General features: G+C 39.8%; 29 protein-coding genes and 2 pseudogenes. 3 read left to right on the top strand and 28 right to left on the bottom strand.

What is annotated here, in order from left to right; genetic code table 11:
• Window positions 1-9 precede the first annotated feature (9 nt).
• The 4 genes and pseudogenes from C1A07_RS14255 to C1A07_RS14240 form a co-directional block, all read right to left on the bottom strand.
• Window positions 10-687, bottom strand: a complete 678-nt coding sequence (locus C1A07_RS14255) for a cyclase family protein (protein ID WP_101877682.1) — start codon at window positions 685-687, stop codon at window positions 10-12.
• Between the two features lie 42 nt (window positions 688-729).
• Window positions 730-1,953, bottom strand: coding sequence for a DctP family TRAP transporter solute-binding subunit (locus tag C1A07_RS14250; protein ID WP_101877681.1), 1,224 nt, complete (start codon window positions 1,951-1,953; stop codon window positions 730-732).
• Between the two features lie 24 nt (window positions 1,954-1,977).
• A complete protein-coding gene (locus C1A07_RS14245; RefSeq protein WP_101877680.1) occupies window positions 1,978-3,255 on the bottom strand; it encodes a TRAP transporter large permease in 1,278 nt (425 codons plus the stop codon).
• 440 nt (window positions 3,256-3,695) lie between these two features.
• Window positions 3,696-4,903 (bottom strand): annotated as a pseudogene (locus C1A07_RS14240) (acetate/propionate family kinase).
• A 180-nt stretch (window positions 4,904-5,083) separates the two neighbouring features.
• Here C1A07_RS14240 and C1A07_RS14235 point away from each other — a divergent pair.
• The gene (locus C1A07_RS14235; RefSeq protein ID WP_101877679.1) at window positions 5,084-5,260 is read left to right on the top strand and encodes a (2Fe-2S)-binding protein; all 177 of its coding nucleotides are present in this window, start codon (window positions 5,084-5,086) and stop codon (window positions 5,258-5,260) included.
• A gap of 15 nt (window positions 5,261-5,275) precedes the next feature.
• Window positions 5,276-5,569, top strand: coding sequence for a DUF4491 family protein (locus C1A07_RS14230; protein WP_101877678.1), 294 nt, complete (start codon window positions 5,276-5,278; stop codon window positions 5,567-5,569).
• 210 nt (window positions 5,570-5,779) lie between these two features.
• Here the strand turns inward: C1A07_RS14230 and C1A07_RS14225 are convergent, their stop codons facing one another.
• The 14 genes and pseudogenes from C1A07_RS14225 to C1A07_RS14150 all read right to left on the bottom strand — a co-directional run bounded on the left by C1A07_RS14225 (window position 5,780) and on the right by C1A07_RS14150 (window position 17,711).
• Entirely contained in the window at window positions 5,780-6,976 is a 1,197-nt protein-coding gene (locus tag C1A07_RS14225; protein WP_180952302.1) for an IS256 family transposase, read from the bottom strand.
• A 228-nt stretch (window positions 6,977-7,204) separates the two neighbouring features.
• The gene (locus C1A07_RS14220; protein WP_101877676.1) at window positions 7,205-7,402 is read right to left on the bottom strand and encodes a helix-turn-helix domain-containing protein; all 198 of its coding nucleotides are present in this window, start codon (window positions 7,400-7,402) and stop codon (window positions 7,205-7,207) included.
• Between the two features lie 21 nt (window positions 7,403-7,423).
• A complete protein-coding gene (locus tag C1A07_RS14215) occupies window positions 7,424-7,942 on the bottom strand; it encodes a sporulation initiation factor Spo0A C-terminal domain-containing protein (protein ID WP_101877675.1) in 519 nt (172 codons plus the stop codon).
• Between the two features lie 599 nt (window positions 7,943-8,541).
• On the bottom strand, window positions 8,542-9,207 hold the full coding sequence (locus C1A07_RS14210; protein ID WP_101877674.1) for a TPM domain-containing protein: 666 nt from the start codon (window positions 9,205-9,207) through the stop codon (window positions 8,542-8,544).
• 425 nt (window positions 9,208-9,632) lie between these two features.
• The gene (locus tag C1A07_RS14205; protein WP_180952269.1) at window positions 9,633-10,235 is read right to left on the bottom strand and encodes a TPM domain-containing protein; all 603 of its coding nucleotides are present in this window, start codon (window positions 10,233-10,235) and stop codon (window positions 9,633-9,635) included.
• A gap of 574 nt (window positions 10,236-10,809) precedes the next feature.
• Window positions 10,810-11,388, bottom strand: coding sequence for a hypothetical protein (locus C1A07_RS14195; RefSeq protein WP_101877671.1), 579 nt, complete (start codon window positions 11,386-11,388; stop codon window positions 10,810-10,812).
• 57 nt (window positions 11,389-11,445) lie between these two features.
• Window positions 11,446-11,841 carry a zinc-ribbon domain-containing protein gene (locus C1A07_RS14190; RefSeq protein WP_145996064.1) on the bottom strand — a complete coding sequence of 132 codons (396 nt, stop codon included), beginning with the start codon at window positions 11,839-11,841 and terminating at the stop codon, window positions 11,446-11,448.
• Between the two features lie 138 nt (window positions 11,842-11,979).
• A complete protein-coding gene (locus C1A07_RS16875) occupies window positions 11,980-12,204 on the bottom strand; it encodes a zinc-ribbon domain-containing protein (RefSeq protein WP_101877669.1) in 225 nt (74 codons plus the stop codon).
• Window positions 12,205-12,402: 198 nt separating this feature from the next.
• Window positions 12,403-12,696: a putative toxin-antitoxin system toxin component, PIN family gene (locus C1A07_RS14180; RefSeq protein WP_408609826.1), complete on the bottom strand. Its 294-nt coding sequence runs from the start codon at window positions 12,694-12,696 to the stop codon at window positions 12,403-12,405.
• Between the two features lie 29 nt (window positions 12,697-12,725).
• The gene (locus C1A07_RS14175) at window positions 12,726-12,995 is read right to left on the bottom strand and encodes an AbrB/MazE/SpoVT family DNA-binding domain-containing protein (RefSeq protein WP_101877668.1); all 270 of its coding nucleotides are present in this window, start codon (window positions 12,993-12,995) and stop codon (window positions 12,726-12,728) included.
• Between the two features lie 145 nt (window positions 12,996-13,140).
• The gene (locus C1A07_RS14170) at window positions 13,141-13,740 is read right to left on the bottom strand and encodes an ABC transporter permease (protein WP_101877667.1); all 600 of its coding nucleotides are present in this window, start codon (window positions 13,738-13,740) and stop codon (window positions 13,141-13,143) included.
• Window positions 13,741-14,504: 764 nt separating this feature from the next.
• Entirely contained in the window at window positions 14,505-15,368 is an 864-nt protein-coding gene (locus tag C1A07_RS14160; RefSeq protein ID WP_101877666.1) for a DUF6282 family protein, read from the bottom strand.
• A 22-nt stretch (window positions 15,369-15,390) separates the two neighbouring features.
• Window positions 15,391-16,683, bottom strand: coding sequence for a GntP family permease (locus tag C1A07_RS14155; protein ID WP_101877665.1), 1,293 nt, complete (start codon window positions 16,681-16,683; stop codon window positions 15,391-15,393).
• A gap of 164 nt (window positions 16,684-16,847) precedes the next feature.
• Window positions 16,848-17,711: pseudogene (locus C1A07_RS14150) on the bottom strand (DUF3737 family protein).
• Window positions 17,712-17,850: 139 nt separating this feature from the next.
• Between C1A07_RS14150 and C1A07_RS14145 the strand changes: the two are divergent.
• On the top strand, window positions 17,851-18,735 hold the full coding sequence (locus C1A07_RS14145; protein WP_101877664.1) for a LysR family transcriptional regulator: 885 nt from the start codon (window positions 17,851-17,853) through the stop codon (window positions 18,733-18,735).
• A gap of 35 nt (window positions 18,736-18,770) precedes the next feature.
• Here C1A07_RS14145 and C1A07_RS14140 read toward each other — a convergent pair whose 3' ends face one another.
• The 10 genes from C1A07_RS14140 to C1A07_RS14100 form a co-directional block, all read right to left on the bottom strand.
• Window positions 18,771-18,965, bottom strand: coding sequence for a hypothetical protein (locus C1A07_RS14140; protein WP_101877663.1), 195 nt, complete (start codon window positions 18,963-18,965; stop codon window positions 18,771-18,773).
• Window positions 18,966-18,975: 10 nt separating this feature from the next.
• Window positions 18,976-19,461: a hypothetical protein gene (locus C1A07_RS14135; protein ID WP_101877662.1), complete on the bottom strand. Its 486-nt coding sequence runs from the start codon at window positions 19,459-19,461 to the stop codon at window positions 18,976-18,978.
• 174 nt (window positions 19,462-19,635) lie between these two features.
• The gene (locus C1A07_RS14130) at window positions 19,636-20,244 is read right to left on the bottom strand and encodes a TetR/AcrR family transcriptional regulator (protein WP_101877661.1); all 609 of its coding nucleotides are present in this window, start codon (window positions 20,242-20,244) and stop codon (window positions 19,636-19,638) included.
• A gap of 113 nt (window positions 20,245-20,357) precedes the next feature.
• Window positions 20,358-20,846, bottom strand: a complete 489-nt coding sequence (locus C1A07_RS14125) for a flavodoxin (protein WP_101877660.1) — start codon at window positions 20,844-20,846, stop codon at window positions 20,358-20,360.
• Between the two features lie 51 nt (window positions 20,847-20,897).
• On the bottom strand, window positions 20,898-21,410 hold the full coding sequence (locus C1A07_RS14120; RefSeq protein ID WP_101877659.1) for a nitroreductase family protein: 513 nt from the start codon (window positions 21,408-21,410) through the stop codon (window positions 20,898-20,900).
• A 168-nt stretch (window positions 21,411-21,578) separates the two neighbouring features.
• Complete coding sequence (locus C1A07_RS14115) at window positions 21,579-22,289, bottom strand: amidohydrolase family protein (protein WP_330399537.1); 711 nt, start codon at window positions 22,287-22,289, stop codon at window positions 21,579-21,581.
• Window positions 22,290-22,325: 36 nt separating this feature from the next.
• Entirely contained in the window at window positions 22,326-22,748 is a 423-nt protein-coding gene (locus tag C1A07_RS14110) for a hypothetical protein (RefSeq protein ID WP_145996062.1), read from the bottom strand.
• A 135-nt stretch (window positions 22,749-22,883) separates the two neighbouring features.
• On the bottom strand, window positions 22,884-23,636 hold the full coding sequence (locus tag C1A07_RS16575; RefSeq protein WP_278321084.1) for an iron-containing alcohol dehydrogenase: 753 nt from the start codon (window positions 23,634-23,636) through the stop codon (window positions 22,884-22,886).
• A complete protein-coding gene (locus C1A07_RS16570; RefSeq protein ID WP_278321068.1) occupies window positions 23,569-24,054 on the bottom strand; it encodes an iron-containing alcohol dehydrogenase in 486 nt (161 codons plus the stop codon). Before C1A07_RS16570 ends, C1A07_RS16575 begins: the two co-directional genes overlap by 68 nt.
• Window positions 24,055-24,085: 31 nt before the next feature.
• A complete protein-coding gene (locus C1A07_RS14100) occupies window positions 24,086-24,976 on the bottom strand; it encodes a dihydrodipicolinate synthase family protein (protein WP_101877656.1) in 891 nt (296 codons plus the stop codon).
• Window positions 24,977-24,998 lie beyond the last annotated feature (22 nt).

The raw sequence follows: 24,998 nt of genomic DNA, 5'->3' as shown, positions 1-24,998 counted from the left end.
GCTGTACCTCTATTCTTCTACTACTGCAACCACCCGGATCTGTCCGCCGTCTGCGTGCTGCAGATTTAACGGCAGAGCTACCAGCTCACATACCGGGGATTTTATCTCCCACAGATTCTGCATGTATTCTATCTGCAGGATTTTTCCCTCTACTAATACATGCTCATGGACCGGCTGTCTCATATCCTGGCCTGGCTTTGGCTCCCGGATTCGGATTACATAATCCTGAGGGAAGTCGTATCCTACTACCTTTGGCGCGTAGTTTTTAATCCACTCTCCTCCGTCCTCTGTTACCCACGGAGAATTATCCCAGAATTCTTTTTCCTTCCAGCTTACCTTTTTCCCTCTGTCTGTTCTTAACAGAAGGCTGTCAAAATGCTGATCCTTATATGGCTCATTGGCTTTCTCCAGCATCTCTGCTGTGATTCCCGTGTTGTCCGGCAGGTCTGAAAAATCTAATACCAAACATTTTGTTATACACCAATCTGCTATTGGATATGCGTCTGACGTTAATCCCTGAGGATCAAAATGTCTTGGAAAATCAATATGTGTAAACCAATGAGACGCTAAATTATATCCTGTTATCTGAAATGGATCTCCATTTTCATGGGATTTTACTAAAGAAAACTTTATTCCGTAACGCCAGTGTTCTTCTATTGGCAATGTTAAATCCACAATTCTTTTCATGGTTATCCTCCTCACCAATTTATATTTTTCTATCTATTTTTATTATTCTGCTGCTTCTGTTTCTGCTGCATCTTCTACTGATTCTGCTTCTGTTTCTGCCGCATCATCAGCTGCTGCTTCTGTATCTTCTGCTTCCTCAGCTGCCTCTGCCCCAGCATCCTCTGCTGCTTCCTCTGTATCTTCTACTGCTGCGTCCTCTTCGGCTGCTGCTTCTTCTGTGTCTGCTGTGTCAGCGCCTGCGCCCAGATTACTCTGAATTAAATCCAGGATTTCTGTACCGCACTGATCTGTAAACAGGCTCCATGTTGGCACTGCTTTTTCTTTAAATGCTTCTTTATCTGGGTTTTCTTCTACAGTAACTCCATTGTCTAACAGTGTCTGAAGAGCTTCTGCCTGTGCCTCGTCTGTCAGCTTCAGCTGCTCTTCGCGGCCTACTTCTGCAGCCTTCATAATAACCTCTTTCTGAGAGTCAGACAGCTTGTTCCATGTTGCTTCGCTCATTCCCATAAGGAATGGTGTGTAAACTGCATCTGTTAATGTTACATATGGCTGTACTTCATAGAGCTTACGGGAAACAATCTCGTGGAGCGGGTTGTCCTGGGCGCTTACAGTTCCCTGCTGAAGAGCTGTGAAAAGCTCAGAAGCATCGATTGCTGCAGGCAAAGCTCCCATAGCCTTCCATGTTTCTACCTGAACCTCTGCAGACAATGTTCTCATTTTCATTCCCTTCATATCGTCCGGAGTTTTTACAGGCCTGATATTGTTGCTCAGCTCACGGAAACCATTCTCCCAGAAGGAAAGTCCAATGATTCCATTTTCAGCCAGCTTTTCAAAAATAGCGTCCTTTGCCGGGCCTTCGCAGGCTGCTCTGGCTTCCTCCAGATTGGAGAATAAAAATGGCAGCTGGAATACTTCTACCTCTGGAACAAGGCCTGAGAAATATGCTGTTCCGGATACGCCGATATCTACAGTTCCCTGCTGAAGTCCTTGTACCATACTGGTAGCGTCTCCTAATGCTGTATCGTAGAATGCTGTTGCCGTTAAGGTTCCATTAGAATTTTCATTAATATAATCTGCCATTACCTTTAAGGCTCCGCCTGTTGGTGTGTTCTCTGGAATAGAACCTGCAAAAAGGCTTAATTTAATATTTTCTTCTCCTGATCCTGAATCTGATCCTGCATCACTTGTTTTTCCTCCGCAGGCTGCAAGGCTGGCTACCATAGCCGCTGTTAAACCAAGAGCTGCAAATTTTTTTAATTTTTTCATAGTTTTGTCTCCTTTTCCCTTTTATTATTTCAGAAGTCCTGGCAATGCTGTGGACATACCAGGAATTAATACGATAAATACAATTCCTACTACAATGGCCATAATCAGCTTAGGCAGATGTGGAATAATCTTATGTATAGGCTGTCCGCCTACTGCAGCAGCCACGAACAGGTTGATTCCTACAGGCGGTGTTACAAGACCAAGACAAAGCACTACTACCATTACAACTCCAAAGTGAATCATATCAATTCCATATGCCTGAGCTGTAGGGCAGAAAATAGGCGCAAAAATAAGCAGCGCCGGCACAGCGTCAATAAAACAGCCTGCTATAGTTAAAATTATACATACTGCAAACAGGAATACTAATGGGCTGCTGATAGAGCTTGTAAACATTTCTGCTACCATCTGCGGGATTCCCTCTCTTGTGATTACCCAGCCAAATACCTGTGTTGCTCCTACGATAAACATAATGCTGGCAGCGCTTTTTACTCCGTCGTACACTACGCTCCACACCTGAGTGATCTTAATCTCTCTGTACACGAAAATTCCTATAAACAAGCAGTAGAAGCATGTTACTGCAGAGGCCTCTGTTGGCGTAAATAAACCGGAGTAAATTCCTCCCAGAATAATAACAGGAGCAAGCATTGCCCAGATGGCTTTTACAAAGGATTTTCCAACTTCCTCTAAAGAAAAAGCGCCGGCTCCCTTGTAGCCTTTTTTCACGCACTGGTAAAGCACTACTGCTATTACAATTACTCCCAGGAATAAACCAGGAAGCAGTCCTGCCAAAAGCATATCGCCTACTGACTCTCCGGAGGCTACTCCGTAAAGTACCATCAGTACGCTTGGGGGAATCAACGGTCCGAAAATTCCTCCTACTGCCTGTACTGCGCTGGCATAGTCTGCATCGTATCCTTCATCTCTCATAAACGGGATCATAATGCCGCCTACTGCAGCTGTTGTTGCTGCTCCGGCTCCTGTCATAGCTGCGAAAATCATACTTGTTACAATGGTTACAACTGCCAGACCGCCTGGAACGAATCCAATACAGCTTTTTGCAAAGTTAACCATTCGCTTGGCAATACCGCCGTTTTGCATTAAGCTTCCTGCAATTACAAAGAATGGAATTGCCATTAATGTAAAGGAGTCCACGCCCTTTAACATCTGCTGCGCTATAATAATCAGTGGCACATCTGAATACGCCAACATATATATAATGGATGATACACACAGCGCATACGCAATGGGAATCCCTAAAAACAAAAAAACAAAAAACGAACCAATTAACAACAATAAGTCCACAACAAATCACCTCTCACTTTGTTATTTTTTCTTTTTGAATAAGCCGCCATCTTAGCAGCCATTTTTACTGCTGCGTCGAATCTATCCCCCTTTCTTTTGTTCTTTTTTATTCTTATCACCCAATATAAAAGCAAAACCCATGCCAAGAAAATAAGCAATAATTGTTTGTAGAAAATGCACAATTCCCCCCCCTGTGTCTATATGAATATTTACTAATTATTATGTTTCAAATAAAATCTTAACATCTTTTTTACGTTTCAATTTGTTTTATTTTATTTCTTTTTCCCGTTTTTTGAAACACTCGTTTCGATTTTTCCTGTTTTTTTTAATGCCAACTACCACCCCAGCCACCGTTATAATCTTGTTAAGAAAAAGTGCTGCAAAATAGCAGAAGAATTTCTCCTCACCCATTTTGCAGCACTTTTCACTTTATTTTTTCATTATTTTTTCATTTGACCTGTTAAAACTGCGGCCGCCTGTCTGGCTATCTCCAGCTCCTCATTTGTTTTAATCACCAGCACGTTCACCTTTGAAGTGCCGTCTGATATTCTTACAGCCTCCGCCTGCTCTCTATTTTTAACCTGATCTATAGTAATTCCCAGAAATTCTAAATATTCGCAGATCTCCTCCCGAATATCTGAATCATTTTCTCCTACTCCTGCAGTAAATACAATGTTGTCCACGCCATTCATGGCCCGGCGTAGCTTCCAATATACTTTGCCACTTTGTAACCAAAAATTTCCCTGGCCAGGGAAGCCCTCTCATTATATTTAATCTGAGCGTCCTTTAGCTCCCTGAAATCGCTGGAAAAATTTTTAGAAATGCCCAAAACTCCTGATTCCTTATTTAAAATGGACATAATCTGAGAAAAGTCCAAATTTTCTTTTTTAGCCAAAAACTCCAAAGCTCCCGGATCTACATCCCCACATCTGGTCCCCATTACCAGTCCCTCCAAAGGTGTAAATCCCATTGAATTGTCAATGACCTGTCCATATTTTACCGCACAGATGCTGGCTCCATTTCCCAGGTGGCAGACTATAGTTTTCACACAATGAATATCCTGCTCCATAAATTCCGCTGCTTTTTCCGATACATATTTATGGCTGATGCCGTGAAATCCATAACGGCGGATTTTATGTTTTTCGTAGTACTGGTAAGGCAGTCCATAAAGAAAAGCCTTTGGCTCCATAGTCTGATTAAAGGCTGTGTCGAACACTCCCACCATTAATGTTTCAGGCATTAATTCCCGGCACGCCGCCACTCCCACTAAATTAGCCGGATTGTGAAGGGGAGCCAGATCATTACACTCCTCCATAGCCTGAATCACCTGATCTGTGATTACCACAGAACCGGAAAACTTTTCTCCCCCGTGGACAAGACGATGCCCCACTACATCAATCTCCTTAAAATCTTTGATTACCCCCTTTTCCCTGTGAGACAAGGTGGATAATATAGTATTCACCGCCTCCTTGTGATCCTTCATAGGCACAGGAGCCTGTATATTTATCCCTGTATTTGTCTTATAAGTAAATATGCCGTCAATTCCAATCCGTTCACAAACCCCTTTTGCCAGCGCCTGCTGGCTGGAAGAATCAATAACCTGAAACTTTAAGGACGAGCTGCCGCTGTTAATTACTAAAATCTTCATGCCTTCCCCTTTATTTAAAAATTTCTTTTGCAAATTAGCTTTTATTTTACCATGTATACAGCCGTTTTACAATCTCAGACCTTCTCCTCTTTTTCTTTCATTGACAACCACGGCTAAAAGCATATAAAATAGAAAGGGCGCATATCACGTCCGCATTTAATATCTTAGAAAGGAAATCTTATGAATCCAGATAAAATTATATGTCCCTGCTACAAAATTACAAAAGGTATGATTGCAGATGCAGTAGACCAGGGAGCTTCTACTTATAAAGAGGTAAAAAATCTAACCAAAGCAGGGAAGGCCTGCGGCCACTGCAAGAAAAAAGTAAAAAAGCTGATAAAAAAGCTTCAAAGCTGACAAACAGGAAGTAATATGAATTATATTGGCATAGTAATCGGAGCTATTTCATTTTTGTCCATCGGGGTTTTTCACCCTATTGTCATTAAGGCAGAATACTATTTTTCTAAAAATATCTGGCCGGCTTTTGCTCTGTCAGGAAGTATTCTCCTTATTCTGTCCCTTTTATTTAGAAACGTAATTTTAGGCTCCTGTCTGGCGGTTATTGGGATGACCTGTCTTTGGAGCATAAAAGAGCTGTTCGACCAGGAAAAGCGGGTAGAAAAAGGCTGGTTTCCGAAAAATCCAAAGCGCAGAAATAAGGGGTAAATTACATATTTAGAGACTATAACACAAATTCTGAAAAAGATCGTGAGACTGTTTCAAAGTTTGTGTAGAGTAAAAAAACTGATGTAAAATAATGAAATGAGTTATGAAGGGCAAAGTCGATTTTCTGGACTTTGCCCTTTGCCTGTATTATAGCGGTATTTTTAGGCATGTCAAGCAGGGCTGCCTTGGACAGCCCTGCTCAGGCTATAATCAGGATAATCTTTCTTCGAAATAGATTTCCAACTGAGAATGGATCAGACCCCAATCAGCACGGTGTCCAGTCCATTTTTTGGTAATATCCATGGTTGCCAGATACAGCATTTTCATCAAGCTATCATCAGAGGGGAAAATCGTCTTCGATTTTGTGACTTTTCGCAGCTGGCGGTTGAATCCTTCAATAGCGTTAGTGGTATAAATCAGCTTACGAATGGCATCCGGATATTTAAAATAGGCGGAAAGATTAGCCCAGTTATCCCTCCAGGATTTAGCGATCTTAGGGTATTTACTGTGCCATTTTTCTTCGAAGGCGTCTAATTCAACTAATGCGATTTCTTCTGTTGGTGCAGTATAAACACGCTTCAGATCAGCCATCAGCGGCTTGATATCCTTGTAGGAAACAAACTTTGTAGTATTTCTGATCTGATGGATGATGCACTGCTGGATCTCAGTTTCCGGGAATGCAGCTTCGATTGCCTGCGGAAATCCAGAGAGTCCGTCTACACAGGCAATCAGGATATCCCGAACACCACGATTTTTAAGACCATTCAAAATAGACAGCCAGAATTTTGCACTTTCATTCTGACCAACATACATACCGAGCACATCTTTATGACCATCCATGTCGATGCCGATAGCGATATAGACTGCTCGCTTTACAATCCGCCCTTCGTGACGGACATGATAATGGATTGCATCCATGAAAACAACGGCATAAATCTCTTCCAGAGGGCGTTCCTGCCATTCTTTTATGATAGGCAATACCTTATCTGTAACACGGCTGATCGTGCTATCAGAAATCTCAATACCGTACAGGTCACGCATATGACTTTCGATGTCGCCGGCAGTCATTCCCTTTGCATACATGGAAAGGATTTTTTCTTCCATATCCTGCGTAACAGTGTTTTGATATTTTCTGATTACTTGTGGCTCAAACTCACCTTTACGATCTCTGGGAATATCTAATTCCATATCTCCGTAACTGGTATGCATCGTTTTCTGAGAAAAGCCATTCCGGCTGTTATCAGTATCCTTATTACGATAATCATACTTAGTGTAACCGAGTTCTTCATCCAGTTCTTCCGTAAGAACACCTTCAAGGATTACAGACATCATATCTCGCATAATTGCATTCACATCGGTGCCGTCCTTGATTTTAACATCATTCTCTTTCAGATAAGTGCTCATCATTTCTCGAAGAGCTGCTTTTTGAGGGGAATCTTTTTTTCTTGCCATAAATAAAACCTCCAAACTGAGTAATTTTATCTTACATCAGTTTGAAGGTTTACACAAACTTTGGGATACTACTAAGATCGTTGATATTATATAAGGCTGACATCAAAAGAATCAATCGGATTATTTTTCCATTGTTTTTTGATGTCAGCCTTTTCTTGTCAGCCGTGAATTGCACCAGCATTACTATTTTTTAAACTCCATAATATCTTCAGTTCCGCACTCTAAAATCCTGCAGAATACTTCTATGGTATGGGTGGACACATACTGGTTTTGTCTCATTCTCCATATTTGTGCATTGCTGATGCCATATTTCTTAATCAGCATATACTGGGTAATTCCTTTTCTTTTCATTGTGGTCCATAATTTGTCATACGTAATCATACTCATTCCCCTGTCTTATTTTTAGTCTGAATTTTGTAATTTTTCCGCTAAATCTTCAATCTGCTTTTTCAGCCATTGGTCCATCATCTTCAGCTGTTCATTTTCTTTCTCCAACTCTTCAATTTTCTCTTTTAAATCTAAAAAATCTCTGTAACCTTGTCCTAAACAATTTTCCATTTCTCTTAATACTCCATATTTTTCCAGCCTTACTACATAGGCTGCCACTAATTCTAAGAATCTGGAATTGTTAGGCTTTTCTTTTATCTCCTCCCCACTGATCATTTTCAAAAATTCTTTATCTCCATTTTTCCAAATAGTATCAACAATTGTTCTAATATCCCGTTCTACACATCTCCAAGTAGTTCTATATTTTATGGCAATCTCCGGGTACAATGATTTTGTTATGTAGTAAAGTTTCCTTCCATCCTTTACGACTAATGCCGTTCCATACGTAATATAATCAAATCCTCTATAGCTTCTCTCTGCTCCTAAATTTCTCAAAACTTTACCTACAAATTTTTCATACTCAATATCATTCATCTTTTGTTCTCCCGTAAATTTGTCTAATAGACTCGAACTTTATCGTAAAATGGAATTTTCTGGTAATCAACTAAAATCGTTCGACAAATTTCGTCATCATCCCCCAAATTATGCAAAAACATAGACGCAAATACTTAGAGCCTGAATTATACATATCTGGGGTTCACCAGATAAGGGTAATATATAAAAGGAAGCGCTGACACAGCAGCTTTTTCACTGCTATCTCAACGCTTCCTAAAAAATAGAATTATTTTCTTTGTAAAAAAACAGGCTTTTTTCCCTCTATACTTTAAACTTCAAATATTTTTCCAAGTTCTAGTGTTAAAATGATCATTCTGTTTGACATTTTTTTCGCATATATTTCTATTTTCAGCCTGGAAAAAATAATATTTTCTCGTAGTAATTGTTTCCAATGTTAACCAATTATGCCATAGATTCTTATTGAAGTTTCACGCACAGCCCTCAACAATTTTTAATTATTATCGTCATCATCGCCGTAACTAGAGCGGGGAGTACATACACGCTGGGAAAAAAGAAATACATCATAGCTGTCGGTTATATTTATGGAATGATTTTTCATATCATTATGAGGGGAATCTTCAAATTCCAAACTCGCCATTTCCATCATCACATAAATCACAGGGACACATCCAAATATAAGTGCCAGGAGCAAAATATAGCGAAACCCCCCTGTCTCCTGACGTTTCCCTGGTCAAATTACCTGAATCATATGGTTTTCCGCTTTTAGCCTTTTTAACAAACATATCGCACAAATTAGCAAACTTCAAAAATACATTGTGATATCTTTTGTCGTCCAGACCAGCCTCTGTCATTTCATGGCGTATGTAATCAAAGCTTGCATCAGTAAATGCTCTTTCACCGTAACCGTTAGCATAAAATCCCCAATTACACTGACTAATCCCCTTATTAAAAACCAGAATACAGCCGTCTCGATTTCCTCCCATACCAAACCCATAATGGTCATATAAAACAGCAGCATATTCATCATATGTATATTCAGACGGAAAATCAGATATTGTCACAACTACTACATCAAAATTATTATTTTCACTGATTTCATCTAAAGTTGCAAGTAAATTACTTCTTGAAAGCGCTTTTAAAACATGGCCGTCATCTATAAGACGCGGCCAACGAGTACCTTGTTTTGTATCAGATGTATCAAAGCTGCTTTCTGCATACGCTGCAGAACAGCAAAACAAAGTCATTAACATGCAAACAAGAAACAACTGAATGAACTTTTTCACTTTACTTTTCCCTCTATTCCAGATTTAAATGTAAAACAATATTGTAAAAATAAACAACAATATAGCCGTTAAAATACATACCCATTTCAAATATTCTCCGCCAAGTTCAGGCAGCTCACAAGCAATTTTTCCATTTTGCCCATTCATAACAAGTATATACTCTTTTTCTTCCCACGTAGTAGATAAGAGCTATACTGGCAAAAGCACATATTTCACTTTACTGTTACAAGTCTGGATATTGATAGATTTTAAATCAATCGTAGCGTATCCTTGTATTTTTTGAGACAAAGCTTGATGAATATTGTTTTTCACACACTTATTTACCCGATCCACAATGTCTATATCATTTTCATCATATCTTTCTGTTAAATATCCGGAAAGGTGCGATTTATGGAAATCTACTGGTTCATTTAAATCATAAGGCTCTAAAGATTTATTATAATCTTCTCTTTTTGCAGCTTTCTTGTAAAAATTTCTGCAAAGCATAGTCCAAATGGTAATGCTGTAAGTACAGGATAAATCAACCCCTCGGCCCATACAATCCTCTTTGGTAAATTGTGAGCATTATATGGTTTTCCGGTTTGAGCTTTTTTTATAAATTTGTCGCACAGCTTAGTAAACTGTAAAAGCGCTTTATCATATTCTGCTTCAGATAATCCTGCCTCTTCTATCCTCTTTCCTATGTACTCAATACCTGCATCAGTAAACACTGTCATACCATATCCACAGGTAGAAATCCCCCACTCCCTTTCTCCTGCATCAATCAGAAGAAGGCAGCCGTCCCGATTATTTCCAATACCAAATCCATAATAGTTATAGATATTATCTGCATAATTTTTAATTCTATAATCTTCCGGAAGTTTTTTTATGGTTATAACCGCCACATCAAACTGGTAACTCTCACTGATTTCATCTAGCTTGGCAAGTAAGTCAGATTTTTCAGAATCTGTCAAAACATCAGCTGCATCTACAAGGCGGGGAAGCTGACGCTTTAGTTCTACATCAGAACTACTTTCTGCATACGCCACAAAAAAGCAGCACCAAGTCATAAGTGCAGCTGCAAAAATCATTTGAAATATTTTTTTCACTCTATCCCACCTCCCTATTCAATAATCACAACCCCAAGCATTACAATAAAGTACGCAACAAAAATAATAGAAAATATAACAGTCCATTTCCAGAATATACTCTTATCATAAGGCAGATCACAGGTAATTTTTCCATTTTGTCCATTTATAGCAAATGTATACTCTTTCCCCCTCCACATGGTAGTTAAAATCCATACAGGCAGGAGAATATACTTGTTTTACTGTCCAAAGTCCGGATATCGACTGATTTTAAAACAACAGAGGCGTATCCTTGTGCTGTTTGAGAAAACATTTGGTGAATACTATCCTTCATATGCTTGTTCGCCCGCTCAACAATATTTTTTTCATTTTCATCATATTTATCTGTTAAATACCCTGAAAGGTATGCCGCGTCAAATTCTACTGCAGCATTTAAATCATAAAGCCCCAAAGATTCAATTATGTCATCAGATATTTTTCTCGACCCCTCAACCAGTATCTGTAAAGAAAGATTACCGCTGCGGTAAAGATTATACTAGCTGGTTTCAGTATATTTATTGGAACTATCATTCCAATTACGCACCATAGTGGCATCATAAATAGCATCCGCCTCAACATCTACTGAAAAAAGCCAGTAAGGTACATACACTCCTTTTATCTCATTAATATGTCTTTTTTTCCGAAATCTTCTTGGCACTACTCTCTTTCCCTTGTAGTAGTGCTGCGCCTTTTCTTTAGCCGTCTTTTTATCAACTTTAAAAGGAATAATCAAGTCTGGTTTCAGCTCTCCTGTAAGATTTCCAATTATGGTAACAGCATGGCCGCAATAAGGACAGGATAAAGCTGCTGTGGAATCTGCAATAATCTCTCCCCCACAGGATTGACAGATATAATGTTTTATCCCCTCTGCCTCTCCTTCACTCCATTGGCCTCCTGATTTTATACTCTCCTTTGTTATATCCAGGGCTGTGCCCACCCTCTTTTCATCTGTGGATTTTATATCTTTCATATTAAATTCCGTGTCGCAGTATGGGCATTTTACCTTTTGCAGGCTGCTGTCATATTGAACAGTTCCTCCGCAGCAGGGACATTTATGTGTTTGTAAGTATTCCAAGGGTTTTCCTCCTTTTATGTATTGTCTGTCTTTTCTATATCAACTAATAGTATTTCTTTAAATGATAGATAAGCTGGCAAGAGATATTATAATAAAAGCAAACGCAACAGATAATACACCAATAACAATGCCTATGATTGCAAGTATTTGTCCACTTTCATTGTTCTTTTTACAACTAATCAGGCCAATAATAGATAAAATAATCCCAAGTACCCCCACAAGGCCATAAAGGTTGATTACAAGTGAAGCGCCCGAAACTGACAGACCTACAATACTCATAGTATTATATGATGTTTTTTTCACTTCCGGCTGGTTTCCCAGACCATAAACATGCTTTTCTGTATTAGCACCAGACTGTTCTGGTCTTTCCTGTGCTGCCCCGCATTCCGGGCAAAACATTACATCATCATTAATCTTTTTTCCGCAATTCACGCAATACATCATTTCCTCCATATTCAACTACAATCTCGCCAAATATTTTTTTACACCTTACATTAAGCACCGTATTACCAGTAATAATAATATCCATAGGCGTCTTTCGTACCTGGTCGGTAAATAGAATATTATGAACTCCCTCCACAATCGGTATACCTATAGTTTCGCCATTATTAATTTGATATTTGGGCTATTGTCTATAATTATGTCAATTACCTTGTTGTCCATACCCCTTTGCTCAGCCCAGCATACAGTCAGTTTATATACCGTAACTGCTCCCTTGGGAACAGTGTTGTTGGACGCCTGACAATTTTTCTGCCCGCACTTATAACAAAAATTAGCATTACTGTTAATTTCAGCCCCGCAATTTGAACAATACATTTTTTAAATCTCCTTATTTTTTCTTTACTGAACGATTTTCTGCAGCTTGATATCTACTTGATAACAGTCATGTAACCACCTTCCTAATATTTTTTCTGCTTCAGATTCCTGTTAGTATTATAGCATAGTTGTATTTTCTCTACAATGTAAACACAGCGGGCCGGGAGTTTTTCCCCGGCCCGCTGCCTTTTCAACAAGTCAATATTTCAAAAATTCTGCCGGTGTCATAATCGCCGGATTTTTCACGCCAGATTCTAAAAAATCTTTATCGCCGGTAAGGAGGACATCAGCCTTTGCCTCAATCGCCGCCCGCAAAATAGGGCGGCCATTTACATCCCGGATTTGCGTTTCCGACACGTTCTCGTCTGTTGGGCTCGGGACTAATTCCAACGTCATCAGAGCCACCGAAAGGAATTTATCCAGATCCGCCAAACGGTGCGGAAATTTCTTGTTGAAAATCCGTTTCATTTCGTCCACGTTCTGCTCACAGATTAGTCCATGATTGGGATAGGACGCCGCTTTTACTCGTCCTCGTTCCGTAATTCTTTGACAAGCGCCACTACATCATCTTCTGAATCCAGGCCGGTGCGTTCTGCTTCTCCGGCCATTTCCTGTTGGAGCATTTGCATGGCGTAGACAGCAGAATTGACGATACGAACAGTGTTTCCTTCCACCACGAAAGTAACCCTGTCGCCGCTTGCCACACCGAGAATGTCACGAACATCTTTCGGGATTGTGACCTGTCCTTTCGCCATGACTTTTGCATTGTCCACAAACGCTTTTGCTAACATGGTTTTGCACCACCTTTCTGAAAATATGGAAAGTAGGGATTTCCCTACTTCTATTATACGCAGAAAGATTGAAAAAATCAACGGGAACTGTTAGAATTATTTTCTGCATTGGAGCATCCTGCCAGAAATACTTCACCTTTCTCCTCTACTTTACATCCTCTCTTTCCACATTCCATATAGAAATAAATATAGCTGCAATAGCCCCTGCAGTCTGTACTATATAAGCCGCTGCCGGGCCGAAGGATGTGCAGGGCAAAATATTTCCCTGTGTAACGCCTAACACTATAAGCATAATCACAAAAGATGAAATTAAGGCTGCTTTTGAAGATTTCATTTTCATACCGATTAACATAGCAAAGCAGCCGCTGCAAATGGATGCAGCTGCGCTGGTCAGCATTCCAGCCCAAAATGACAATTCTCCCATGTAAATACTTGTTTCTGGGGCAGATTTTATTGTAGTCAGCATAATATAAGCAATCAGTTTACTTAATATCAAAGCTGTAAAACTAAAAATACACACGGCCAAAACCTTTGATAATATAATTTTCTGGCGTTTAATAGGATAAGAAAACATAAGCTGAATCAATTTATTTTCATATTCGCCAATTACAAAGGTGGACAGCATGGCCCCAGTAAATACCAGGTACGCCATATTCATAAACATATCTGTCAAAGAATGAATTTCACTTTTTCCCGTCTGGGCAACGATTTTTCCAGTGCCAGGATCACTTGCGATTAAAAACAAAAGTCCAAGGAGCACAGCTGTTATTATTACAGCATTGCAGATATATTTAAAAACCGTATGATTGTTTCCTATTAGGAACGCTGTAAATACAAGGCTTTTCGGAGCCTACGAACCACAAAAAATAATATTTGATCTATCACATTACACAAAAAGCCGTCCGGCGTTCAAATCGGGCGGCTTTTTTGCGTGGATAGACCGGAAGGAGGAGAAAAAATAATTACAGAAATTTAACCCGCAAAATTGTGCAACTTTCACGAAAAGGAGGATAGTGAATGGCAGATGAAAAATTGAACACAGGCCCTGGTGAGGAGAAGCTCCCGGAGGCTCCCGCTCCTGTTACGGCTGACGGGCCCCAGGCTCTGGCTCTCGAACAGACTGCCGCTCCCACACCCCAGCAGGAGGGGCCTGCCCAGCCCGAGCCCGGTGATGTGGTAGTGTCCTTTGACAAAATCAATGAGCTGATGAATGAAAAGCGGCAGACAGCCCGGGCCGAGGTAGAAAAAGAGGAGGCGGCAAAAGAGCCGGAGGAGAAAACGCAGGAGGAACCTCCCGCCGCTGGGGNAACACTGGAGGTTTTTTGCTATAAGCTGAAGCAATTCTAACTCACCTGCATAGCAGGTGGTTTATTTGTTTTCCAAAGTTCCGTTTTTCGGATCAACGAAAAACTCCACAATGGTAAACAGGGCTTTGCCCTAACAATAAAAAGACCCTGGCAAAGTTCATAGCTTTGCCAGGGTCTTTTAGTAAGTAACCTTTCACTGGTTTTATTCTACCAGCTCCCTTGTATTTATTGCCGTCATTGTATAAATATCACGCTGGGAAATCCCTGCCTCTAAAATCTTTTCCAAAAAATCTCCAAAGCCTTCCACCGGATCAGGATTCATATATTGTCCAAGATCGCTGGACAATATAACATGCTCTGCCCCTACAGCCTGTATCTGCTCTTTCAATTTTTCCATAGTAAATTCTTTATTCAAAATAGTTAAATAATTATGTTCTATTTTAGCTCCGCATTTAATATATTCCTTCTGTTCTTCTATATCTGCATAAGTAGCCGGAAATTCTGTATGAGTGGCAATCAATTTCTCAATTCCACGTTTTTTAGCCTCCTTAAAAACAGCCAGACTTTCATGCTTTGAGATATGCCCGGTAGCTAAAACCAAATTATATTCTTTAATTAAATCCAGAATCTCATAAACAGAAGAAACCAGTTTTCCCTCTTCAAGTATTTGGATTCCTTTTACAGAATCAGGGTCTGTTCTGGCTGAACCAAATGGAACAGGGCTATGATTAATCCTTAAAAAATCCCACATATTAAATGCATCCATTGTCGGAAGCCATACAATTTTTGTTCCCGCTTTGGCCGCCATTTCCACAGCCGCAGGATTTAAACCTCCTGCAGAAAGATTTAGTACAATTCCTCCTACAGCGTTACACTGAGGGAATATTTCTTTAATAATTGCCGCCCGACCTGATGTATCGAAATAATGGGACTTTATTGCAAAGCCCCTCATTCCTGCCTCTACTACCTTTTTGGCTATTTGTGTATCTGTAGCTTTTCTCTTTACTACGTCCGGTGCAGGATGAATATGCAAATCATATACGTCTTTCAATAATTCTGTACTCATCTTTTTCACTCTCCATCTCTCATTAAAATCCTATGCTATGCCATATAATTAATCCTATCAGGCAAATAGTAGGAATTATTGCCTGTGTTACGAAAATATGGCTAAAGGAGTCTTTATGTGTTTGATGGCAAATCTGAAGCAACGTAATCTGTCCGCCTGTATGAGGAAGGGTATCCAACGTACTAGCAGCCACAACCGCTACCCTATGTATAATTTCTGGATTTATTCCCATAGAAAGGTATGTGCCGGAAAATGTAGCCATAGCCACTCCCATTCCTCCTGAAGAGGAAGCTGAAGCGGCAGAGCAGGCAGCTGTAGTTACTGCCACAAATACTAAAGGTGGTATTGAAAGACTGCCAATACTGTCCACCATCATCTGAAACATTTCTGTTTGCTTCATCACCCCGGCAAATCCAACTACTAATGATACATTCAATATAACCCCAGTTGTATTTCCCGCTCCTTTATTAAATGTTTTTAACCACTGTTCAGATCCTCCCCCATATGAATACATGGTGATAAATGCAACCAGCACGCCTGCCAATAAAGCAAATTCAATACTGATTCCTATAACATTGTATAAAACTAAAATCACTGCCATAGGAAGTAAAGCAAGCCATACTTTAGGCAGCTTCCCTTCAGGCTTCTCTTCCATTTCTTCTTTTACCACATCATCCATAATAAATCCTTTATTCATTGCCTTATATCTGACAGCCTGCCACTCCAAATAAAGGAAACAAAGAACATACATTAAAATACCGCAAAAAATAATTCCAGCTGCCAAATCAGATGTGGCTAAAGTTCCTAAAGATTTTGAAGCAATCACATTGGGAATCGCAGGACTTCCTGGAAGAGCATTTGCCCATGTCCAACATCCGGCTCCAATAGTCGCCGGTATTAAAGCTCTGGATATATTGGCTTGCCTGCATAAATGTAGAGTAATTGGATATACGGCAAAATACACAACAAAACCTAATACGCCGCCATAGCATAAAATGCCGGCTATAGTCATAATCAAAGGAAGTACAAATCTGCCCCTTGTTATTTTAGACATCCATATAGCAATAGCTTTAGCAGCATTTGTTTCCTCCATAATAGCTCCAAAAACTGCCCCCAGGAAAAATACAAAAAAATTACTTTTAATAAAATCAGTAGTGGCGGTCATATAGGGGCCCATCATTGTCTCAAGCACTGGCAGCCCTGTTACAATACATAAAACTACCGACACTGTCGGTCCTAGTAAAACCGGGCTCCATCTTTTATATGCCAAGACGGCAAATAATAGAATAAACCCTGGAATCCACAGTATACTCATCTTATTAAAACCTCCTAAGAATTTCTTAATCAAATGATATCATTTTGTATATAAATTATATTTTATTTAACTACAAAATGGAAACAAAGAATTCTTTAGAGAATTACAAGTTTTTTCTTGTCTTCCAGACAGTTAATTCTAGTTTATTTTTTATCCGCAGTTTTTCATATGGCCGCCTTAATATCTCTGCTTTCAGAATCAAGTACGACTTTTCCTAAAGCATTTTTATCATCCATAATGATTTTACCTACCTCCGGAACATAAATAGTGCCTGATAAAGGATTTTTGATGCTTACAACAGGTGTTTTTATAGTAGCGTTTACATGTGATTTTTCAAAACACAAGTCAGTGTCCACCATTTCACAATCTATAAGCCTAAGGTTCTGGCAGTAGCAGAAGGGCTGCGTGCCTATTATTTTACAATTAATCAAGGTAAGATCAGTAGAATACCAGGCTAAATATTCGCCTTTTACTATACTGTTTTTCACTGTTACATTGTGGGAATGCCAGAATGCATCCTTTGTGTCCAGCACGCAATTATTAATTGTAAGGTCCTTTGTATACTGGAAAGAATACTTTCCCTTCATCTGCACATGGGACAGCTACATTTTCTCGCTTCTCAGCAGAAAGTACTCACTTTCCACAGTACAATGTTCCATCATAAGATTTTCCACAGACCATCCAAATTCCTGGGAAACAATATGGCAATTTTTAATAGCAACATCCCTGCATTCCCGCAGCCCTTTTATTCCATGGAGATTGCTTCCGGTAATCTCCACATGATCAGAGTACCACACTGCTGCGCGGCATAAGGACGTCAGCTCTGAACTGCTGATTTTAAGACCATGATCGTGCCAAAAAGGATACCGCAAATTACAGAAAGTATGTTCCAACTGAATATCGCTGCACTCCTTTAATGCACTTTCTCCATCTGCCGGGCCGTCAAATGTACAATTTTTAAGGCAGAGTTCCTTTTCTCCATAAAAGGCCCGCTCCATATCAAATGTTTGATTTTCTATAATTTTCATATTTTCCTCCAAAAATTTATTTCCTGTTTTTATTATACCGTCCCCTTTGCTTTATAACAAATGCTTATATTTCATATTTTTCCATGCTTTACGCCTATGCCTCAACATGTTATACTGCATATAGCAAGGAGGAGCTTTTATGGAATTACGTGTGTTACAATATTTTCTTGCTGTGGCCAGAGAGCAAAGCGTTTCTGGAGCGGCAGAATATCTCCATCTGTCCCAGCCGACACTTTCACGTCAGCTAAAAGACTTGGAAGAGGAATTTGGGAAACAACTTTTTATTCGCGAGAATCGGAAAATCACCCTTACTGAGGAAGGCATGATTCTGAGGAAACGTGCGGAAGAAATTATGGATTTGGTACAGAAAACAGAACAGGAAATCACTTCTAATGATGAGATCGTAGTTGGGGATATTCACATCGGCGCAGGGGAGACAGACGCTATACGCATTCTTGCAAAGGCCGCCAGACAGTTGCTGAAAAAGCATCCAGGCATCCGCATTCACATTGCCAGCGGCGACTCTGTAAATGTTACTGAGGAGCTAGACAAGGGGTTGATTGACTTTGGCATTCTCTTTGATCCCAAGGATTTATCTAAATACAATCACTTAAAAATCCCAAAGAAAGATACCTGGGGAGTTTTAATGCTAAAGGACGCTCCTTTGGCTCAAAAAGAGGCCGTCCGCCCTGAGGATTTGTGGGATAAGCCTTTAATTTTATCCCGGCAGCATCGGGATGGAAGCGCTTTGTCCATATGGCTGAATAAAAGCGAAACTGACTTAAATATTGTAGCCACCTATAATCTGCTATATAATGGTTCTATTTTAGTGTCAGAGGGAATCGGCTATGCCATTACTTTAGATAAGATCATTAATACCCAAGGCAGTAATCTGTGTTTCAGGCCCCTGACTCCGTCTCTGCAGGCCAGTTTATGTATTGTCTGGAAAAAATATCAGGTGTTTACAAAAGCAGCCCAGCTGTTTCTCCAGGCTCTGCAGGAGAACTTATCGCCAGACAGCTGAGTAAACTGCGCTCAGCTGTCTGTTATAAAACAAATTTATTTGCTCTTCTTAGAATCTGCTTTATCCTCCTTATCCGGCAAAAAGGTGTGCCATGAGGAAGGCTTTCTGCGGCGCATAAAAGGCTTTTTGATCCAATGAAGAATGGTCTCCACAAAATGAAACCAGAGATTTCCAAATACAAAGACTGCCGCAAGAAACAGCAGAACAGCCCCAATTTCTCCAAAAGGCAATTTTCTCACCTCACTTTGTTGCAAAGCGATTCATAAAAAAGTCTGTAAAAGCCGCCAGTTCTTCCTCCTGAGATACATAAACATACAGCTTTTCATCTTCCAGCCAGTCATAAGCATTAATGCCAATATAACTTTTTTTGTCCGGATAAATAATAAAAGCATCTGTCGGATATTTGTTTCTATATGCCTTTAATATTTCAGAACGGCGGTAATATGTAGGGTCGCCGCAGCCTGAAAGATCGGGAACTGTAGGCACTACCACAATCGTCTGACTGGCCTCATTCCAGCCTACAAGAAGATTGCCTATTTTGGTTTTGCTGCCGTGGACAAATCCATAGTTAAAACGGCCTACATCCTCTGTATAGCCGAAAATCAGCTTATAATCATTTCCATTTTTTACAACATGATTAAACAGCGCCCGCATCCTTTTAGCATTTGCGTTGCTTTTCTCCATGTCCACCTGAGGGCCCTTAAATATTTTGCTGAAAAATCCCATAATTTGTACCTCCTAAAATTTATACATTATTTTTTCTTTATAAATAAATATATTTTTGAATTTTTGTACTTATTTTATTCAAGGAAAATCCGCCTAAATCTAATGTAGTACCACTACATAGTATTCAGGCGGCTTAAAATGCTCTGTCACAGCTTGTGCCTTTTTGCGTAAGCTTTACTTTTTCAGCTTTTCCAGATAATCTACAAGTGTATGAATCTGAAAATCCACTGTTTCCTTTGAAACCTCAGATATAAGCAGCGGAAAAGTATTGGGAAATACCCGATAAGTAATTACAGTTATAATCGCCAGATTAAGAAATACCTTTAACTGCTCTTCATTTACATAAATTCCGCAAATATTTAAGATGGTATTAAAAAGGCGCAGCTGCTTTTCCCGAAATATTTTATAGTTTTTTTCAGATAAACGCTTAAAAATTAGCTGCTGCTCTTCCATAGTTAAAACTATAATTCCATATTTTTCTCCATAACACAAAGAATAGAGAAGCTGCTCCACCCCTTCCCTCCAGCTTAGGGCAGGATCATTCATCAATTTTCTTGCATAATCAATTAATCTAGGCTGCTGCAAATACAAAGTCTCTACAATCAGTTCCTCTTTTGTGGGAAAAAAAGAATAAAAGAAGGTCTGGGAAATCCCTACTTTTTTATAAATTTGTTCCACAGTAGTATGCTGAATTCCCTGCTGTGTCATTAATTCAAGTCCTGCAGCAATCAGCATCTCTCTGATTTTCTCTCTTTCCTCTTCTGAATAAGCGACTTTTGGCATCTTCCCCCCCTCCTTAAATCTAAATTAAATTCCCATTTAAATTATAACTGCATCACTGATATTCTTACAAAATAAAGATAAATTCTAAAATTTGTTTTTATTTTACTACATAATTATGTGTTATGCAAGAGAATACTGTCAAACCATTCTTTAATTTCTTTTTCGCTTACATTGGCTTTAAAACATTTCCCATCTTTCAGCACAGCTCCTGGGCAGGAGGGCTTCAGCTCCCTGTTAGTATTTCCCATGCCGCTGCCTCCTGACGTTGCCACAGGAATAATAATCTTGTCAGTCCAGTCATATTGCTCTAAAAATGTATTAATAATTGTAGGCGCCACATACCACCATATAGGGAAGGCAATAATTAAAACTTTTACATTGTCACTGCCCTCCAGTTTATTGGCAATGGCTGGTCTAAATGTTTTGTCCCTCATCTCCACGCTGCTTCGGCTCTTATTATTTGTCCAGTCAAGGTCAGCTTCTGTATATGGCACTTGGGGCTGAATCTCATGTAACTCTCCTCCAACTGCGGCTGCAATTTTTCTGGCCAGCTTTTCAGTTATCCCTGTTGCAGAAAAATACCCTACTAAGATTTCACTCATTGTTTTCACTCTCCTGTCTTATAATAAAATTTACTGCTTTTCATCCTTTTCTTACAAATATGTAACTGTTTCTGAAAGCTCTTTTCTCTGACTGTGAGGAGGCAAAGGCTTTGTTCCTTCTGCTTTATATCCAAGAACTAACAACATTAAAATCTCCTCGTTATCCGGCAAGCCCAATTCCTTCGCCGCGGCATCAGGGTCAAAGAAATTAACCCAGCAGCTGTCCACGCCAGCATTTGCAGCAGCTAACATCATGTGGGTTGCCACAATAGCCGCATCCTCCCCACCGGAATCCCTTTTTCCGCCAGGATAAACAAATACGTTATTTTTGTCAAAAGCAACAACTGCAACTGTTGCGGCTCCATAACGGCATGGCGTAACCTTATCAATCTTTGAAAGATTTTCCTCAGACTGTATAACATAAATATGCTGCTCCTGGAGATTCTTAGCTGTAGGCGCCAGACGTCCTGCTTCCAAAATCTGATCTAACAATTCCTTATCCACTGGTCTGCCATCAAACTTTTTACAAGAATAACGGTTTTTAATAACTTCTGAAAATTCCATGTTTCATACCTCCTATATATTTGAACTCTACTGTCAGTGTACAGCAAACATTTCATTTCTCTGACGCTGCAGGTATTTTGCACATCTACAGTATAACGTCTTACCATGAAAATGTAAAATACTTAAACTGAATACACAGCAATACCATTTAAGTATTGGAGGAGGATTTTATTTAGCATAACTGCTGTTTTCCAAAACCGGTTTTCCGTCAATCCAAATCTGCACGATTTTATCAATATCCCCTATCTCCTGATCTGGTCTTCCTTTAATCAAGATCATAGCGGCCTTCTGTCCGGCTGTAATAGTTCCCGCATTTTCAAGTTCAAATGCACTGGCAACAACAGCTGTTGTACTCTGTAAAACCTGTTGGGGGGTCAGTCCTGCTTCAGCAAGCAGTTTCATTTCTTTGTGAAGGGATGAGCCATGTTTTACTCTTGGAAGAAAGAAAGTACTGTTTGAATCAGTGCCGGTTAAAATGGGCACTCCATTAGACTTCAATAAATTAACCCCTTCCTTTGCTGCGTTATAATCCTCTTTTTTATATCCATAAAACGGAGAATCCGCAAATCCTTTCATCATCACAAGAGTCGTTATCACCTGAATTTGCTTTTCTGCTATTTCCTGTGCTAATTCTGCCGGGAAATCTTCACCCAATGGAATGTGAATCAGAATATCCACATCACATGCAACTGCCATTTTGTAGGCCGCTATAGTTGTTGCATGGGCTGCTACTTTTACCCCCTTTTGGTGGGAATAAGAAACAATTTCCCCAAGAAGCGATTGATCCATTAATTCGCCCCCTATAATTGCCGGTGCATCGATTACCGCTTTAATATATTTCCCTCCAGAGGCAATCACACCATCCACATACGCCTTCACATTTTCTGTACTAAGCCATATCAGACTGCGGGAAGATCATACATCAAGGGCAGGATATTTATTTTCCAGTTCTGCGGACGCAGATACATCACAGACAGTGGTCACGCCGTTTTTGACCATTTGTTCCATTTGATAGGGAGTGGATAAGTGTGCATGTGCATCAATCAGCCCCGGTATCAGTAGATATTCACTGTCGTCTACGCCATGAGCCAACACTGACTTCTCAGATATCACGCCATCTTCTATTATAATTTGAGACTTTTCCCAAAGGTCCTTTCCATCAAATACTGCACACGAAATCACTTCATTATCTTCTGAAATTGCCTCTATATTAATTGTTGTATGGTTATCCCATATTTTTCCATAAATAATATATATAAGCAAAATAACAAGCAACACAGGCATAATTCTTAGCAGTCTTTTTAATATTTTATGATTCTTACTTACTATTCCCATCACATCATTACCTCACAATATTATAGCGCAGCTCTAAAACCAGAAGCCAGCTCCTTAGTTTTATTATCACCTACAAATATAACCTTTTCCACCTGCAGTTGCAATCACTGACACATATTGAGGTAAATTTCGTCCTTTTTAACGCCAGGACTGTTCTAAAATTTCCATAAAATCTGCTTCTGTTAATTTGTAACGATCAATATTAATGCCAACCTGATTCACAGTCATGTCCACAATCTTTACAAAGTCTTCTTTTCGGACGCCAAACTCAGACATTTTCAGCTCCCGAACGCCAGTTTCCTCCAACAATCGTATTAATGCTTTCACATAAGCATATCCTGGTTTGTCTGCATTACGCTGTTCTCCCATTAATTCACCTAATTCATCAAACTCTTGGGGAAGCAGTGAACAAACTTTTTTATAATAGGCCTCCGCCACTGCAATCAGTGCGGCTCCATGAGGAAATTTATTGTAAAACCCTCCTAAAGTCTGGCCAAGAATATGATGGGAGGTTACGCTGTCCAGCGCCATACTATAACCGCCCAGAATATCAGCTGCATATGCCATGTTTGTGCGTGCTTCTAAGTCGCCTGGGACAGATATCACATAAGGTAAATACCGGGCCACAGTTCTTACGCCGTCAGCCGCATACAAATCCAACATGCGATTTCTGTGGCCATTCGTTACATAGCACTCCGCATTATGGAACAGTGCGTCAAAGCCCTGATAAATTGTCAGCGTTCTGGGCAATGAACACATTAGCTCAGGATCAATAATGGAAAGCGTTGGAAATATGGCTTCAGAAGTAAAATCCAGTTTTTCGTTAGTGTCCTGATTCGTAATCACACAATATTGATCGCATTCTGTGCCTGTTCCGCAAGTTGTAGTAATAGTTACTACTGGATACGCTTTTTTTGGCCTCCTTCCGTCCGCCAGTTCCCGTATAAGCATAATCCCAAAGATCTCCTTCCAGAGCCAACATTAAAGCACAGCCCTTTGCCGTGTCAATACTGCTGCCTCCTCCAAGTCCCAATGTAAAATCACAGTCGCACTGTACTGCCAGCGCCGTTGCTTCTTCCACACAGGCTTTCGTTGGATTAGGCTGAACCTTATCATAAATCACATAATCCGTTCCATTTTCCTGTAAAAGCCTTTCTACACGTTCCAAAATTCCCAATGTATGCATAAGCCTGTCTGCCGTAATACAAATCAGCGCCTTTTTTCCCGGCAGTTCCAGACTTTTTAATTCTTCTAATCTGCCACAGCCAAATATGATACGGGTAGGCAAATATGTATCTATTGTAAACATATAATTTCTTCCCTTTCCATTTTCCATTTAATTACAGCAATCCCGCCTTTTTCATTTCCGTATATAACTCAGCTTTAAGCTCCTCTGATGCCGGCAGCAATGGACGAATAGGATCGCCGCATCTCATTCCAAGAATATGAAACGCGGCTTTTACCGGCGCCGGACAAGGTTCTTTCTCCATCAATGTGTAAAGCGGACGCATTTTTTTATTAATATCCATTGCTGTTTTAATATCTCCTTTTTCAAATGCATTATAAAGCTCCATCATTTGAACAGGCGCTACCCCCTGGATAATTCCCATTACACCATCACCACCGCTGGCAAGTGTACCCATAATCAAATGTTCAAAACCATTAACCACCCCAAATTCTGGAACATCCTTCATTGCTTCAATTAGCTTACTAGTGTGGTCCATGCCATCTGTATTTTTAACTCCTGCCACATGCTGGAGCTCAGACAGTTTCTTTATAAATTCCACGCTTAACCTTACGTTGGTAGCTTCCGGGTAATTATAAACTAACAGATCAATATTAGTACAATGGTCAGAAATCTCTTTATAATACTGGTAAATTCCTTGCTCAGTTGTTGTCATATAATATGGCGGTACCACTAAGGCCAAATCAGCTCCGCAGCTTTCTGCATACTTTACCATATCAATCGTTTCTTCTTGATTGTGACAGCTGCATCCTACTACAATCTGTGCTCTCTTCTTCACAAAGTCACAGACTAATTTCACTGTTTCTTTCCGTTTTTCAACTGTAAGAAGCGGGTACTCGCCTGTACTTCCACACACAAGAATCCCCTGCATACCACTGTTAATAATTCTCCCGCAAATCTGTTTCATTGATTCCACAATAATATTTCCCTCTTTATTTAATGCAGTGGGAATTGCCGCATACATACCCTTTACTATTGTTTTCATAACTGTTCTCCTTGTTTCAAAA

This window comes from Lachnoclostridium edouardi, assembly GCF_900240245.1.
GTDB classification, from domain to species: Bacteria; Bacillota; Clostridia; order Lachnospirales; family Lachnospiraceae; genus Lachnoclostridium_A; species Lachnoclostridium_A edouardi.
Note: the sequence above shows the minus strand (reverse complement) of the source record. Positions and strands in the feature narration are given on the sequence as shown.